12 protein-coding genes and 1 pseudogene are annotated in these 16,990 nt (G+C 41.4%); 6 read left to right on the top strand and 7 right to left on the bottom strand.

Annotation, left to right across the window (positions count from 1 at the left end):
* Nucleotides 1-404 precede the first annotated feature (404 nt).
* Nucleotides 405-1,526 (top strand): glycosyltransferase, encoded by a 1,122-nt coding sequence (locus WAZ74_RS11130; protein WP_422308367.1) that lies wholly within the window; start codon nt 405-407, stop codon nt 1,524-1,526.
* Here WAZ74_RS11130 and WAZ74_RS11125 read toward each other — a convergent pair.
* The 4 genes from WAZ74_RS11125 to aspS form a co-directional block, all read right to left on the bottom strand.
* Nucleotides 1,519-2,364 carry a hypothetical protein gene (locus WAZ74_RS11125; protein ID WP_422308366.1) on the bottom strand — a complete coding sequence of 282 codons (846 nt, stop codon included), beginning with the start codon at nt 2,362-2,364 and terminating at the stop codon, nt 1,519-1,521. The two genes, WAZ74_RS11130 and WAZ74_RS11125, sit on opposite strands and share 8 nt — an antisense overlap.
* Before the next feature lie 37 nt (nt 2,365-2,401).
* Nucleotides 2,402-3,202 carry a glycosyltransferase gene (locus WAZ74_RS11120; RefSeq protein ID WP_422308365.1) on the bottom strand — a complete coding sequence of 267 codons (801 nt, stop codon included), beginning with the start codon at nt 3,200-3,202 and terminating at the stop codon, nt 2,402-2,404.
* Between the two features lie 122 nt (nt 3,203-3,324).
* Nucleotides 3,325-4,251 (bottom strand): lysophospholipid acyltransferase family protein, encoded by a 927-nt coding sequence (locus WAZ74_RS11115; protein ID WP_422308364.1) that lies wholly within the window; start codon nt 4,249-4,251, stop codon nt 3,325-3,327.
* 67 nt (nt 4,252-4,318) lie between these two features.
* Nucleotides 4,319-6,145 (bottom strand): aspartate--tRNA ligase, encoded by a 1,827-nt coding sequence (aspS, locus tag WAZ74_RS11110; RefSeq protein WP_422308514.1) that lies wholly within the window; start codon nt 6,143-6,145, stop codon nt 4,319-4,321.
* A 409-nt stretch (nt 6,146-6,554) separates the two neighbouring features.
* On the opposite strand from aspS, the gene sohB reads away from it, so the two are divergent.
* The 5 genes from sohB (at nt 6,555) to WAZ74_RS11085 (ending at nt 12,415) form a co-directional block, all read left to right on the top strand.
* Entirely contained in the window at nt 6,555-7,535 is a 981-nt protein-coding gene (gene sohB, locus WAZ74_RS11105; RefSeq protein WP_422308363.1) for a protease SohB, read from the top strand.
* Nucleotides 7,536-7,787: 252 nt separating this feature from the next.
* Nucleotides 7,788-9,038: an acyl-CoA dehydrogenase family protein gene (locus tag WAZ74_RS11100; protein ID WP_422308513.1), complete on the top strand. Its 1,251-nt coding sequence runs from the start codon at nt 7,788-7,790 to the stop codon at nt 9,036-9,038.
* Nucleotides 9,039-9,221: 183 nt separating this feature from the next.
* Nucleotides 9,222-10,517 (top strand): phosphotransferase family protein, encoded by a 1,296-nt coding sequence (locus WAZ74_RS11095; protein WP_422308362.1) that lies wholly within the window; start codon nt 9,222-9,224, stop codon nt 10,515-10,517.
* A gap of 72 nt (nt 10,518-10,589) precedes the next feature.
* Complete coding sequence (locus WAZ74_RS11090; protein WP_422308361.1) at nt 10,590-11,354, top strand: histidine phosphatase family protein; 765 nt, start codon at nt 10,590-10,592, stop codon at nt 11,352-11,354.
* 191 nt (nt 11,355-11,545) lie between these two features.
* On the top strand, nt 11,546-12,415 hold the full coding sequence (locus WAZ74_RS11085; protein ID WP_422308360.1) for an SDR family oxidoreductase: 870 nt from the start codon (nt 11,546-11,548) through the stop codon (nt 12,413-12,415).
* 159 nt (nt 12,416-12,574) lie between these two features.
* Here the strand turns inward: WAZ74_RS11085 and WAZ74_RS11080 are convergent, their stop codons facing one another.
* From WAZ74_RS11080 to WAZ74_RS11070, 3 genes and pseudogenes are all read right to left on the bottom strand, one after another.
* Complete coding sequence (locus tag WAZ74_RS11080) at nt 12,575-14,275, bottom strand: AMP-binding protein (protein ID WP_422308359.1); 1,701 nt, start codon at nt 14,273-14,275, stop codon at nt 12,575-12,577.
* Nucleotides 14,276-14,927: 652 nt separating this feature from the next.
* Nucleotides 14,928-16,625, bottom strand: a complete 1,698-nt coding sequence (locus tag WAZ74_RS11075) for an AMP-binding protein (protein ID WP_422308358.1) — start codon at nt 16,623-16,625, stop codon at nt 14,928-14,930.
* 265 nt (nt 16,626-16,890) lie between these two features.
* Nucleotides 16,891-16,990, bottom strand: a pseudogene (locus WAZ74_RS11070) (IS1 family transposase); the annotation flags it as partial.

Below are 16,990 nucleotides of genomic sequence, written 5' to 3'. Positions count from 1 at the left end.
GTTGATAACGATTTGAATTTGCATCAAAATAAGGGCTAATATCTTAAAAGATAGAAGCCTACAGCTTAATTAAACAAAAAGAAAATGATGACTGTATTAGCGAATGGATAAGAAAGTGTTTTAATAGATGCTAAATTGGGTGGTGTATCAAAAAGTATGCTAATTAAAATTTTAACAATTTTTGAAGCTTTGAAAACCCTATAGAACCAGAGAACTTAGTATAGATTTCTTATTGACTTTTATCGCCAGCATACTTTTTAGAACACCACCCTAAATTGTAATCTAAAAATAGAGGAGACTAGCACACAAAGGTAGAGCACCGCAATATCAAACAAGCGGTTTACCACTATGATTTACGCTGATTATAACAAGATATGTCTCACAAATAAGAAAGATACCTTACTATGACGTCTAACAATCAACCCATTATCTTATTGATATTAAAAGCATTAGAAGGGCGCGGCGCTGAACGTATGGTCACGACATTAGCGCGTGCTTACATTGAGATGAACTATCATGTTCATGTTCTGTGCTTAGAAGAGTCGCATGACATGCGACTAGACCCTCGCATTGAATACCATGTTGTTCCCTACAATGAACCGCTATTTGAGACAGAACGTAAGCAAGCCGCCGCTTATAAGAAGGTTGCAGAGCGCATTGATGACTATGTCTTTAAGAAAATAGGAACGCCTAATTTGGTTTTGGCTAACATATACAAAGTCAATTGGATAATGGCGTATAGCCAACTACCAAACATTGTCAATGTATTACATACCGCATTGTCCAGACAGTTTCAAGAGCAGCTAGCGACCATCCCTGCTCAAACGATTGCTCATTTAAAAATGGTCTATGGCGCTCATCCTTGCAGTTGTGTCAGCGAAGGTGCACGCCAAGACTTACTGGCGTTAATAGATAACTTGAATAGAGCGACAACGATTTATAATCCATGTGATGTTAACGAGATAAAAAAAGCCGCTGATCAATCGTTAGCTATCAAGCAGTTTGGCTTGATTGATAAAATGTACATTATTCATGTGGCCTCATTCGATACGATGAAAGGGCATCGAGAATTATTACAAGCCTATGCTAAAACCCAACGAAAGCTACCATTGGTATTGGTCGGTAAGGGCAGACTTGAAAATGAGATGAAAAATTTGGCTATTGAGCTGGGTATTGATGACTGTGTACATTTTTTAGGGTTTCAATCCAATCCCTATCCGTTGATTGCGGCGGCAGCATTGCTGGTAATGACTTCTAAGTTTGAGGGCTTTGGCTATGTGATCGTCGAGGCGCAAGCATTAAATGTGCCTGTCATCAGTACGGATTGTCCCTTTGGTCCAAGAGAGCTACTGCCAAAGAAAAACTTAGTGCCTGTCGGTGATATCGACGCATTAGCCGTACTAATGAATAAGGCAATAGATAATTTGAATGACTATAAATCTCCATTGAAACAAACGCTATTACCAAGCCATATAGCCAAGCAGTATTTAGATTTTTCTGCAGAAATGAAAAATGATATTAATTAAAGTCAAAAAGCGATTTAGAGATAGGAGAGTGATTAACAATATTCACGCCAAGCTGCTGATAGGTTTTAGCTAATAAATTAAATGAGGGCACAATAGTATTGCTCATGACGTTATTGAGAGTCGTGGGCGCACTGCGTTCATTGTTTTCATAAAAGCGCGGCTTGTCATTATTGAGCAAATCAATACCATATAAATGCAGCGAGCCTGCACCACGGGAGAAAGCCAGTTGCGTGGCTACATAAGCCACTGTGCCGGCCTCTACAAATCCGTGAGTCACGTCTAAAGACAATCCAATAGGGGAAGGCTTATGATGCGTATCAATAACGAATTCGGGTTGATTGGCAAAGTTTGATAGCGGTGTTTTTCTATTGAGTAATCGTTGTTTAAATAGTAGTCCACCAAACCTAGACTTATTTGTCTTGACACCCCAAGGTCTATCGACAGGATAAATAATGCGTATAGCGTTATGATAATTGCTGATTATACTAGGATGGGAAACTGCTAATGCTTCAAGCACTGCTAAAGTGGCGTATAAAGGCTGACCTGTGTAGTGTTTTCTTAACATATCGGGCTGATGCTTAATAAAACGCGCATCACTAATGACATAACCAACTATATTGGTAAAGTTGTGCTGAGCGGTTAAGCTGATACTGCCATTTACAAAAATAGTAGCAGCATCTACTAAATCTGTGAATTTTAAATCGGCAATAGAAGGACCAGAGGCAATAATATTGACCGCTTGTTGGTAAAGATTTTGTTGGGCTTCTTGCGCATCAAAAGCATGAATAGCAATGGTTTCGTTGCCAATTTTAAATTCAACGATAGGAGGTAGATCCAAGTTTAGCTCCGGATGTTTTTGCTGTCTATATTGGGATTTATACCCAATATTTCTTTAGCCAAGGACTCGGTTTTACGTGACGATACCATTTACCACCGCCACCATTGATGGCGTCGGGTGGATTAATCTCACCATGAAAGATAACGATTTTTGCACCATCAGGTAAAGTAGGCGCGCGTATGAAATTAAAAGGAATGGGCGCGATACACTGGTATTTAAAGCTGACACACCACTCTTTATCCCAGTACTCAAGATGATGATGCTCGCGTAAATAGTTGGACAGGTACGCTTGCTCATGACGAACTTGCTGCCGAATCGTATCAAAGTTACGCTCAAAATTTGCGAGCAAATCAGGATACGTGCCCATACCGATATTGAAGCGATATACCGAGCTATTACCAATCATTCGCCACGGTTTTTTCCAATCACGAATGATAACAACGCTGTCATTGTGTTTGGCTTTATAAGTAAAGAAGCTATCAATATTATCAACGATCACGATGTCGATATCTAAGAATAGCGCGACCCCTTTGAGATCATATAGATTGGGCTTAAAAGTAGTGAGTTTTTTCCAGCCACGCTCAGGTCCTGCTGGCAGATTCATTTCAGGAATAGGGTGGCAGATGACTGCAGGATTAATACCAGTACTATCATCCGTTAAGCAGACCATCTGAAAATCTAAGGTTAGATTGCGACGAACCATATTATAGAGACGATTGACATATTCAGCACCGTATTTATCACCCCATTTCATACAAATGATGTAACGCTGTTCAGACTTTTTGCTGTCTGTTTGCGCTTGGTTTGTCGATGAATTTTGATTCACGTCAGTTGCCATAATGCACTCATGTTGATGTAAATAAAGGACTAATTCTTAAGAAATCGATGAACAGTATAAAATTCAGCTAATACCAGTAGTTAGTAGCCTAAGAGTCTCACTGTAGCCTCATTGTAGCGATGTTAATTATTATCGACTCTAGCGTGATAAGTGCGTATAAATTCTGCTAAATCAGCTTCATCAGCATTATAGGGATTATCTATCGTAGGTATATGCTTAAAACGTCGATAGCCCCACATATAATGACTGTAATTGTCTTCAATCATACGTTGCATTGCTAGATTGAGCGCATAAGCGGCCGTTTCAGTATTGCGATCATATAATGCTGGATCGTCCAATTGATAGCAATAAATATCAAAGCCGCGTCTATCATCACGGCGTATACATGCCAATCCGACTAGGGCACATTTGGTTTTACTAGCAAGCTTAGAGGCAAGGGTACTGGTTAACGTCTCAATACCGAAGAAAGGCACGATGACACCACCCGATTGGTCAGGTACGTGGTCGGGCAATACAATACTAAAGCCACCTTGCTTGAGGGTTTTAAAGACTGCCTTGACACCGCTACCATCTGTCGGTACTAATGTGGCATTAAGCCTTGCACGACCTTGCAGAACAAAATCATTGGTCATATCACCTTTAACAGGCTTATACATGATGGTTGGCGAGCCAAACTGATTGAGCCAAGCATTCATCATCTCCCACGTACCCAAATGTGGTACGATCGCGAGCATGCCGTTAGGGCTGGCAAGTCCGTCAAGTAAAATGTCTTTATTATGGACGTTACGAATTTGAGCGATACTCCACTCAGGTGGCATCGCCCAGCTTTTGATAGATTCAATACTGGTTAAACACTGATGATAAATAATATCTTTGGTTAATGCTTGCTTTTGTAAATCAGATAACTTAGGTGCAATCAGCGCTAGATTGATTTTAACCGTGCGCATGATACTAGCGCTTGGCATTCTTAAAATGACCCAAGCAGCAAAACGTGCCAGCATTTGCAAGACAGATAGTGGCACGATTTTAAAGATATGATACGGATTCATAACCATTCACATGGTGACGAATCACGTAACCAGCACTGTAAATAATATCTGCACATTATCAGACCATTTATTCAGCAGGTTTATTGGTATCAGCTTGTACCTTTTCACGTACACGGATACCCAGCTCACGTAACTGCTTGCTATCGACTTCAGCAGGTGCTTGCGTCAATGGACACTCAGCAGTTTTGGTTTTTGGGAAGGCAATCACGTCACGGATAGAGCTTGCGCCTACCATTAGCATGATTAAGCGATCTAAACCAAAGGCCAAACCACCATGTGGCGGTGCACCAAATTTTAGCGCGTCAAGCAAGAAGCCAAATTTGTCTTCTGCTTCCTGATCATCAATACCTAATGCTTCAAATACAGCTGTTTGCATTTCAAGCGTATTAATACGTAAGCTACCGCCACCCACTTCAGTACCGTTTAATACCATATCATAAGCGATAGATAACGCATTTTCTGGGTTGGTTTTCAGCTCTTCAACTGAACCTTTAGGCTTAGTAAATGGATGATGCATCGACGTCCATTTGCCATCGTCAGTCTCTTCAAACATTGGGAAATCAGTCACCCAAAGTGGTGCCCATTCACAAGTTGTCATCTGTAAGTCTAGACCAATCTTCTGACGTAGCGCACCGATGGCATCATTCACCACACTGGCTTTATCCGCACCAAAGAAGATAATATCGTTGCTTTCCGCACCAGTACGCTCGATTAAGCTTACCAATACATCATCCGTCATATTTTTGATGATTGGAGACTGTAGGCCAGATTCTTTGTCAACACCGTTATTGATGTTAGCTGCGTCATTGACTTTAATATAAGCCAAACCGCGTGCACCATAGATACCAACGAACTTGGTATAAGCATCGATTTGCTTACGGCTTAATGAGGCGCCACCAGGAATGCGTAGAGCAGCAACACGACCTTTAGGATCGTTAGCAGGACCAGCAAATACTTTAAAATCTACATCTTTCATCAAATCAGCAACATCGACCAATTTTAATGGGATACGTAAATCAGGCTTATCTGAGGCATAGTCACGCATCGCTTCCGCGTAAGTCATACGTGGGAATTGCTCAAATTCAACATCCATCATGGTCTTAAATACATGCTTGATCAGACCTTCGTTGATATTCATGATTTCTTCTTCATTTAAAAAAGAAGTCTCGATATCTACTTGGGTAAATTCAGGCTGACGATCGGCACGTAAATCTTCATCACGGAAGCATTTAGCGATTTGATAATAACGGTCAAAGCCTGCCACCATCAATAATTGTTTAAATAGCTGTGGCGACTGCGGTAAAGCAAAAAAGTTACCTGGACGCGTACGTGACGGCACGAGATAATCACGCGCACCTTCTGGCGTTGCACGAGTCAAGATAGGTGTTTCAACGTCTAAGAAACCATGATCGTCTAGATAACGACGAATCGCTGAAGTGGCTTTGGCGCGGAATACCATGCGATCTTGCATTTGCGGACGACGCATATCAAGATAGCGATACTTCAAACGCAAATCTTCTGATACGGTGGTTTTTTCGTCATTCAATGGGAATGGCGGGGTTTCAGACTTTGCCAGTATTTCAATTTCTTTAGCCAACAGTTCAATGTGACCACTGGTCATATTAGCGTTTTCAGTACCTTCATAACGGCGACGTACACGCCCCGTAATTTTTAGCACATATTCAGGACGTACCGCATCAGCAGTCGCAAAGGCTTCTGGGGTATCAGGATCGACAACGACCTGCAAGATACCAGCGCGGTCGCGCATATCTAAGAAAATCACGCCACCGTGATCGCGACGACGATGTACCCAGCCTACGACACTGATGGTTTGCTCAATTAAGCTTTCGGTTACGGCTCCGCAATATTCGTCTCGGTATTCGCTATGCGTCATAGTGCTTTGCGTCATAATATAGTTATCCAGTTGTCAGCCCAATTCGAAATACAATCATGCAGCCATCGTTGTGCGATTCAAGCTATTTGCTAAAAAAGCACAAACAACGCGATTAAGACAAATGGTCATCACGTTGACTGCAGAAAATTTGATATAGACGCATATTATGCCTAATCTGCCTTTGTTATACAACCAGCGGCGTCTAATCAACGCTTAAGGATTTAAGCCTAGGAATCAGTGGCGTCAAATTAATGATAAGCATGCTGCGCTGCCGGATGTATTTATGCCAGAACATTTGCATTGGGTTAAATATTGTCATCTCGCTTGAAAATATCGATCACTATGCACATATCAGCCTAACTTATAAAACGCTATTAAATTTATCTTACTTGCTCAAGGAATTCTACTTATGCTTTTTCATCCCTCTAAAAACCCTGTTGAGTTACGTGTTATACATTTGAATAAAAGCCAAGAGCACCGCCGCGAAGACCTGATGGAAGCAACCCAAGGTAAAACAGCTCTTAAGCAATTCAAAAAAAACATGGCTAAAAAAACCAAGCAAGCGCTAAAAGCTAAAAGTAAAAATAAGAAGAAAGAAAGCGCTCATAAACCACAAGTCTTTGTATTAGATTTCGATGGCGATATCAAAGCGACAGCGGTCAAGCATTTACGTGAAGAAATTAGTACGCTGATTAGTACGGCTAATAAAGGCGATGAAGTCGTCGTACGCTTAGAATCAGGTGGTGGTTTGGTACATAGCTATGGACTGGCAGCTGCACAATTGGCACGTCTAAAAGATGCTGGTTTAAAGCTCACTGTATGCGTCGACAAGGTTGCTGCTAGTGGCGGCTATATGATGGCCTGTGTTGCAGATAATATCGTGGCGGCACCGTTTGCGGTTATCGGTTCTATCGGCGTGGTATCACAGTTACCTAATTTCCATAAATGGCTGAAAAACCACGACGTTGATTTTGAGATGTTTACCGCAGGTGATTATAAACGTACCGTCACTATGTTTGGTGAAAATGACGCTGAAGATCGCGCCAAATACCAAGAAGAGCTTGAGCAAACACACGAGTTGTTTAAGCAATTCGTCAATCGTTATCGCGGCATGCTTGATGTAGATAAAGTCGCGACAGGTGAGCATTGGTACGGTGAAGATGCGTTACATTTGAACTTGGTGGATAAATTACAGACATCAGACAGTTATCTGTTGGAGCGCATGGAAGATAGTGAAGTATACGCGTTGCATTCACGCCAAAAGCCAACGCTCGCCGAAAAACTCGGGTTGTCGCAAGCCGCAGAAGCAACATTGAGTATGGCGATTGATAAACTCCCAGACGCACTAGCGCGCTTTGATTTAAATAATCGCTTAAATATCCTAAAATAGTCTTAAGTATTAAAACTTTGATACTTAGATGCGCTTTAGATTTCCACCCTTAAATGATGCATTGTTTGTATTTTGTAAAAGGAGTGTCCTAACGGGTCGCGCCTTTTTGCTGTTTATTAATAGGTGCTATGTTATAAATAGTGTGTCTGTCAAATAGTATACGTACGTACACTACAAGTATTTATTTAAAGCTTGATTAAAAATAAGCAACAAACAACATTGAAAAGGAAGTCATCTATGTCGAATACCCTCATGTTTACGGCGACAGAACATGGTCAAGCCATGCATGCTAAAGTCAAAGCATTTATCGAGACGCAAATTGAGCCGATAGAAGCACAGTTTTGGCAAGATTGTCATGAGCAGAACCCTGATGGCAATTGGAAAAACTGGCAATGGCCAGAAAAATATGAGAGCTTACGTAAGCAAGCACGCGAAGCAGGTTTATGGAATCTATTTTTACCTGATGATGAATTGGGTGCAGGACTTTCGGTTACGGATTATGCGCCGATTGCAGAATTGACTGGTCGCAGCTTACTGGCGCCTTATGTATTCAACTGTAATGCGCCAGATAGCGGCAATATGGAGTTGTTATGGCGCTACGGCTCGCAAGAGCAGCAAGACCAATGGCTAACGCCAATCTTAGAAGGTAAGACGCGTTCGGTATTTTGTATGACTGAGCCTGATGTGGCATCAAGTGACGCGACCAATATGCAGGCGACTGCGGTCGTCGATGGTGATGAGATTATCATCAATGGTAGCAAATGGTGGTCGTCTGGTCTTGGTGATCCAGCGGTCGATGTATTGATTGTAATGGCATACACCCCTGATGAAAATAAAGACCGTCATCATCAGCATTCGATGGTGTTAGTACCAGCAAAAACAGCGGGTGTAAACATCGAGCGTATGCTGAAAGTATTCGGTGACTATGATGCACCGCACGGTCATGGCGAAGTTAGCTTTGATAATGTACGCGTGCCAGTCAGTCACTTTATTGGTGGACCGGGCATGGGCTTTGAGATTGCGCAAGGTCGCTTAGGGCCAGGTCGTATTCATCACTGTATGCGCTGTATTGGTGCTGCTGAAAAGTCGTTAGAGCTAGCGGTTAAACGTGGTATGGAGCGTACCGCTTTTGGTAAGCCATTGCTACAGTTAGGCGGCAACTTTGAGCGTATCGCTGAAGCGCGCATTAAGATTGACCAAGCACGTTTGCTGACTTTATATGCGGCGCAAAAAATGGATGCCCAAGGAACGAAAGCAGCATTGACTGAAATCTCTGCCATTAAAGTTGTCGCACCGACAGTCCTGCAAGAAGTGGTCGATATGGCGATTCAGATTCATGGTGGTATGGGTGTGTGCCAAGATACGCTGTTACCAAGCTTCTTTGCCCAAGCTCGAGCGCTACGTTTAGCTGATGGTCCTGATGAAGTACATAAAACGATGATCGCTAAGTTAGAGTTAAAGCGTCAGGGTTTTAGCCGTTCGTCTAAACCTACCAAAGCATAGTTTTAATTGTTATTGACTTTATTATAACTGGCTTTGACTACTCACAATATGATCGCTTAGAAGTATTCAGAATTAGGTTAATAATGATGCTAACTAAAAATTCACTATTAATGATTTAATAGTGAATTTTTCATCACTGAAAACATTGATAAAAATAACTGACCACACGATAAGGACTATCTCATGGCAACTGTTCATCATGCCAAAAATACTGATACCGATAAACAAACACCTAGTAAAGTACTAGATAAAGGCGGCGCTGTCCGAGAAGGAGAAGAGCTAGATGCCAACGCTGTCAGCACATGGCTGCGCGATCAAGGTGTTGATATAGCAGGCGAGCCTACCGTTACTCAGTTTTCAGGTGGTGCTTCAAACTGGACCTATCGCTTGCAATATGAGAGTGAAGATAACGCTGAAAGTAAAAGCCAAGATTTAATTTTACGCCGTCCGCCAAAAGGCACCAAGGCCAAGTCAGCGCACGATATGGTACGCGAATATACCGTGCAAAAAGCTTTAAAAGACGCTTACCCGTATGTGCCAAAAATGGTTGCATTATGTACCGATGAAGACGTTATTGGTGCTGATTTTTATGTCATGGAGCGGATGGAAGGTATCATTCCTCGTGCTAATTTACCAAAAGGTGTTGATTTAGATCCAGAGCAAACACGCGCGCTATGTACCAATGTCATCGATGCTTTGGTTGAATTGCATCAAGTGGATTATAAAGAACATCCTGATTTGGTGAATCTTGGGCGCGGTGATGGCTATTGCGAACGCCAAGTCAGTGGCTGGGATAAACGCTACGTCAAAGCCAAAACGCCTAACGTACCAAGTTTTGCCTTAGTTCGACAGTGGCTCGGTAAGCACACACCAGCTGACAGCAAAACCTGCGTGATTCATAATGATTGGCGTTTTGACAACGTCATTTTGGATGCAGCGGATCCAACCAAAGTTATCGGCGTACTTGATTGGGAAATGGCGACACTTGGTGATCCTTTGATGGATTTGGGCAGCGCCTTGGCTTACTGGATTGAAGAAGATGATAATATTATTATGCAGCAGTCACGTCGTCAGCCTACGCATTTAAAAGGTATGATGACGCGTGATGAAGTGGTTGCTTATTATCTTAAACAGACCGGTTTAGAGATAGACAACTGGACTTTTTATGAAGTATTTGGTCTATTCCGTTTGGCGGGCATCGTCCAGCAGATTTACTACCGCTATTATCATAAACAAACGACCAATCCAGCCTTTAAGAACTTTTGGATTATCGTGCATGTACTACATGCCAAGTGTCTTAAACTGATTGCTCAGTACGAAGGCGAGGCACTATTTACCAGCCATGTACAGCCGCATCTGCAAGATATGGGTGTCGATGCTGCCATGATTGAGCAACTACCAAGTCCTATACAATCCGTTATCAAAGGCATTTTACCAAAAAGTTATTTTGGTCAGACTGCTTATAAAGCTGAAAAATAAACAGCTAAAAGTATACTAAAGCAGAAAATTTTAAAAAGTATCGTTAATAAAGCAATAATAAGGCAGCATTTTATGACAACCATACTGTTAGCGCGCCATGGTCAAGCGTCATTTGGACAAGAGAATTACGACCAGCTCTCAGAGCTTGGTGAGGTGCAGGCACAAATGCTAGGTCAGCATTATGCAACGACGCAGCGCCGAATTGATGCTATTTTTACGGGTAGCTTGGTCAGGCAGCAAGATTCTGCTCGTCATTTTTGGGAGCGCTATCAATCGTCTATAGGTAGTAGCAATGATAATGATATGGCTGTGACACCTGCTATTGACCTTAATGCTCCACAAAGCTACGTGCTGCCGCAGTTTGACGAATTCAATCATAAGGATGTGTTTATTAAAGCTGATCCTGCTTTTGGCAGTCAAGGCGCAATTGCTGCTGAGATTGCTAAGGCAGACGTACCGATGATGCGTTTGGCTGTGCTGTTTGACCAAGCCATGCAGCGCTGGCATGCGGGTGATAATGATCATGATTATATCGAAAGCTGGTCACAGTTTAATGAACGGGCAAAGCAAGCACTTGAGCAAGTACGCCTACAAGTGACAAACCTAAATTTAGATAGTGATAGTACGGTGCTGGTATTTACTTCAGGTGGTGTGATTGCAGCAATTGCTGCGCAATTATTACAACAGGGTAGCCAAACCGCTTATCAGTTGAATAAAAGCTTGGTCAATACCGGCGTGACTTCTATTACTTTAAAAGATCAGGGCGCACGTCTATTGTCTTTAAATGAATATAGTCACTTATTTGCTGAAGGCAAACGCTTTGTGACATGGCGATAAGCTGGTAAGTAGAGCTCATAAGTATTTTTAATGGTAAAGCTTCTGTAATAAGGTATAGTTGACTGGCTTTAAAAGCATCATAATTTATGGCGAATGACTGATTAGCTGTGGAAGATAAATACAGCTAGCTAGACAGTTAATAAAGTATTCACGCTATATTGATATCGTTATTGATAGATAAGGGACTATTCATGCAAAATAAATTACTGAGCCTAGTAGCAAAAACGGTTACTAAAAGTAAAAATCAATTATTTAGTGCCATACAGCCAGCGCATTACTTAAAAAGGTTAAATAAACAGCAGGTTGGTCGCGGTAAGACGATTTTAATCACAGGTGCCAGCTCAGGATTAGGCGAGGGCATGGCAAGATTGTTCGCAAAGCTTGGTTATAATTTGGCGATTTGTGCGCGACGTACTGAGCGTCTAGAGAGTCTACAAACAGAGCTGATGACACAATATCCTGATATTCGTATTGAGTATCGTGTGTTAGATGTCAGCGATTATGACTCGATTTTTGCAGTATTTGATGCTTTCGCCGCTGATTTTGGTCATATTGATCGTGTTGTGGTCAATGCGGGTATTGGTGATAGTCGCCGCATTGGTAAAGGGCGTTTTGACACCAACCGCCGTACGGTTGAGATCAACTTTATATCAGCGCTAGCGCAGTGTGAAGCTGCGATGGCTATCTTTCGTGCACAAAACAGTGGTCATTTGGTGGTGATATCTAGTATGTCAGCGATGCGCGGACTACCTAAACACCTGACTGCTTACGGTGCGAGTAAAGCTGGCTTGGCTCATCTTGCAGAAGGTATTCGTGCCGATATGCTATTGACCAAATTGCCGATTCAAGTCTCTACTATTTATCCAGGTTATATCCGTACTGAAATCAATACCAATGCTAAACCATTACCGTTTGAGGTTGATGCAGATACGGGTACGAAAGCCATCGTTGCAGCCATTGAAGCGGGAGTAGAAGAAGCTTGTGTACCAAGCCTACCATGGTCAATCGTGGGTCAGGCAATGAAGCATCTACCATTACAAATAGTTAATAAAGTAAGTTAGTAGCACTTGCTTTGAGATGGGTATTAATAAAGATAAAAGCAAGACAAAAGCAAAGCAACAAAAAGCCCTCCACATCATAATGTGGAGGGCTTTCTTAATCATTTTTGTAGATTATCATTTTTAAAGATTATAAATTTTGAAAATTAAAACCATTGGAAATTACAGGGTTTGAGGATTGTCTGACATGTGTTTTTCACGCAGTTTTTGGCGTAATACTTTGCCCACATTGCTCTTTGGTAGCTCACTGACAAACTCAATATGACGCGGACATTTATAGCCGGTCAAATTCTCTATAGCGAACTCTTTAATATCGCTCTTGGTGACATTATTATCAGCAGGGACGATATAAATTTTAACGGCTTCACCTTGATGATCATCAGGAATACCAATGACCGCGCAATCAATAATACCTTTGTAATCAAGCATAACAGATTCTATTTCGTTCGGGAAAACGTTAAATCCCGATACCAAAATCATATCTTTTTTACGATCAAGTAAGGTGATATAACCTCTGTCATCCATGCTGATAATATCGCCCGTACGGAAATAACCATCTTTAGTAAAGTCATCGGTATTATCTTTATTAAAGTACCCAGCAGTAATATTTGGTCCTTTGATGCACATCTCGCCAGACTGATTAAAACCGACATGCTCACCATTGTCATCGACCACGATGACATCGACACTCGGTACAGGAATACCAATGGTGCCATTGAACTTACGATCAGTAATAACGTTAGCAGTACCGGCCGCAACGCCTTCAGTCATACCCCAACCTTCAACCATCGGACAACCAGTCACTTCTAACCAGCGAGCCGCTGTCTGTTCAGTTGCTGCCATGCCGCCTGCTTGCGAGATGCGTAATGCGCTAAAATCTAAGTTTTTAAAGGTTGGTTGATCAAGTAATCCTTTAAATAAGGTGTTAACCGCAGGGAAAATATGGAACGGCTGTTTTGATAAAGTCTTGATAAACCCAGGCATATCACGTGGGTTAGGTACTAGTATAAAAGTATAACCTGAGCGCATACCGAGAAGGCTAAGCATAAAGGCGAAAATATGATATAGCGGTAACGCCATAACCATATTGATATATACCTCGTTAATATCCGAGGTGACAGGGCGATACCATGCTTCTGACTGCATAGCGGCGGCTACGACATTACGCTGAGTTAAGACAGCGCCTTTAGATAATCCCGTCGTACCACCCGTATATTGCAAGATGGCTTTTTGTTGCAGTGAGGTTTTTGGCGCTTGGAAAGGCAAACTTTTACCTTTTTTAAGCACGTCAGGAAATTTAGTGACATTGTATTTAGGATCATTTAAATTATATTTAGGTACTAAGCGTTTGACCTGACGGATAATAGTGTTTACTAAAATACCTTTTAGACCCATCATATCGCCCATTTTTGATAGGACAATACGTTTGATATCTGTCTCTTCGATCACTTGCTCAAGTGCTTGGGCGAAGTTATCGACCACAAAAATAACCTGAGCGCCTGAATCATTTAATTGATGACGCAGCTCGCGACCAGTATAGAGAGGATTGATAGGGGTGCACACATAGCCGGCGCGCAAAATACCAATCATCGTCGGCAAGTATTGCGGAACGTTTGGCATCATGACCGCCACTACGCTACCTTTAGGGATACCTTGCGCTTGTAACCAAGCGGCAACGGCAAGGGATGCTTTATCCACATCACCATAAGTATGAGTGACGCCCATACAAATAGTCATAGGATGCATACGAAAGCGGTCAAAACACTCTTCATATAGCTCTATGAGACTTTCATATTGATCGGGATTGATAGTCTTAGGTACGTTGTCTGGGTATTGAGCGAGCCAAGGCTTATCTGTGGTCATACTTAGTGTCCTTAAATTTTGCGATCAGTTAAGGCGTTATAAAAAAGTAGTCACATCCATGTCAACAATATGATTCATCGCAAGGTAAGCGATGGATTGTCGAGTGCTATTCCATCTATTCACAAACTGCTAAAATACGGTTGCCTGTATAAAATTTTATTCAACTACAAATTTATATAACTACAAAGAATAAACACCTAAGTAACTTAAATGGCTAGTCATTGCTTTTGGTCCTTCGAAATATTCTTTAAAAAAATTGAGTAAGTTAACCTTGGTTAAACGTACTATCAATATAAATTAATAAAAAATAGCGTAACATATTGTGGCAACACATTAACATAACTACCATTGATTTCGTTATTGCTATACAAGAACTTGATAGTTTATAGTTAAGCTTGATAAGTTGAAAAATATATGTTGCAAGAGAAAAAATATAAGTGGTCGAGAATAATAGATGAGCTACTTTCAAGGCTAGAAAATATCAATTGTATAATCAGCAGCATCTAATATAAGTAAAGCTATGACCTCAACTTAGTCATTACCAATTTATTAAATAATTAAATGTAGTGGTTTTTCAATAAAAGTATGTATTTGAGATAAAGAAACGCCTTACACTAATGTAAGGCGCTTTTTAAGCAAGGCTTTGATTTAATTACAGTTGTGGGTTGTCTGCCATATGCTTTTCGCGGAGTTTTTGACGCAGTACTTTACCGACGTTACTCTTTGGTAGCTCACTAACAAACTCAATATGACGCGGGCATTTATAGCCAGTCATATTATCTAACGCAAATTCTTTAATAGAACTTTTGGTGACATTATTATCGGCAGGTATGATATAAATTTTAACGGCTTCCCCTTGATTTTCATCAGGGATACCAATCACTGCACAATCAATAACACCCTCACACTCAAGCATCACTGACTCAATCTCATTTGGATATACGTTAAATCCTGAGACCAAAACCATGTCTTTCTTACGATCTAACAAGGTAATGTAACCTCTTTCATCCATGCTGACGATATCGCCCGTGCGGAAATAACCATCTTTAGTAAATTCATCACTACTGTCTCTATTAAGATAACCTGGAGTGATGTTAGGGCCATTCACGCACATTTCGCCAGCTTGGCCGATACCCACAGGATTGCCATCATCATCAATGATAACAACATCGACACTAGGAAGTGGTAGGCCAATAGTACCGTTAAACTGGCGGTCAGTTACTAAGTTATTAGTACCTACTGCCACACCTTCAGTCATACCCCAACCTTCAATCATGGGACAACCAGTGACTTCCAACCAGCGTGCCGCTGTTTGTGGAGTCGCTGCCATACCACCTGCCTGTGAGAGGTGTAATGAGCTAAAATCTAAGTTTTTAAAGTTTGGGTTATCAAGCAATCCTTTAAACAAGGTATTAACGGCAGGGAATATATTGAACGGTTGTTTTGATAAAGTTTTGATAAAACCTGGTATATCTCGCGGGTTAGGTATCAAGATAAAAGTATGGCCTGAGCGCATGCCTAACATACTGAGCATAGAGGCAAAAATATGATACAGCGGTAATGCCATAACCATATTGATGTACACCTCATTAATCTCTGAGGTGATAGGGCGGAACCACGCTTCAGACTGCATGGCAGCAGCTGCGATATTACGCTGAGTTAAAATAGTTCCTTTTGATAGCCCTGTTGTACCACCGGTATACTGTAAAAAGGCGGTTTGATTCAAAGATAATTTTGGCTTTTGGAATGGCAGGTTTCTGCCTTTTTTAAGCACATCAGGGAATTTGGTAACGTCGTACTTAGGATCATTCAGATTATACTTAGGTACTAAGCGTTTCACCTGACGGATAATAGTGTTTACCAAGATGCCTTTTAGACCCATCATGTCGCCCATTTTTGATAGGACAACACGTTTGATATTAGTTTCTTCAATGACCTGCTCAAGTGCTTGGGCAAAGTTGTCGACCACAAAAATAACCTGAGCGCCTGAATCATTTAGTTGATGACGCAGCTCGCGACCAGTATATAGTGGGTTAACAGGGGTACAGACATAGCCTGCGCGCAAAATACCAATCATCGTCGGCAAGTATTGCGGAATGTTTGGCATCATGAGTGCAACCACACTACCTTGAGGCAGTCCTTGCGCTTGTAGCCAAGCAGCAATAGCAATAGAGGCTTTATCCACGTCATCATAGGTATGGCTAACGCCCATACAAATACTCATTGGATGCAGACGAAAGCGATCAAAGCACTCTTCATACAGCTCCATTACGCTGCTATATTTATCTGGGTTAATAGTTTTAGGTACACTATTAGGATAATTTGCAAGCCAAGGTTTGTTTGGCGTCATAGTCAGCGTCCTTGAAATTTAATATAAGTTAGGTTTTTGTAGTGAAGTAGCCAGATCCGTGTCAATAAGAAAAACAGCGCTGACATAAAGCAATTACCGCTGATTTTGACAATATCCTTATCTATTGACGGACTACTAAGTTTCGGTGCAGTTATTCGGCGTTGATGAATAGTAAAAAGCTGAGAGTCTAATGAATCAATAAACTAATCTTAGAACAGCACATTGAATTAAAGCATTTGGTGGTGTTCTAAAAAGTATGCTGACATCAGACATAGCCATAATTGATATAAAAGAACACCAGATCGAATACTTTAAAGTGATTATCAAGCTTTTTTGAGAAGCAACAAGTCTTTCTAACCGATCGT

The organism is Psychrobacter sp., assembly GCF_049295055.1.
In the GTDB taxonomy this organism is placed as follows: domain Bacteria; phylum Pseudomonadota; class Gammaproteobacteria; order Pseudomonadales; family Moraxellaceae; genus Psychrobacter.
This window is presented reverse-complemented; position numbering and strand designations above follow the sequence as displayed.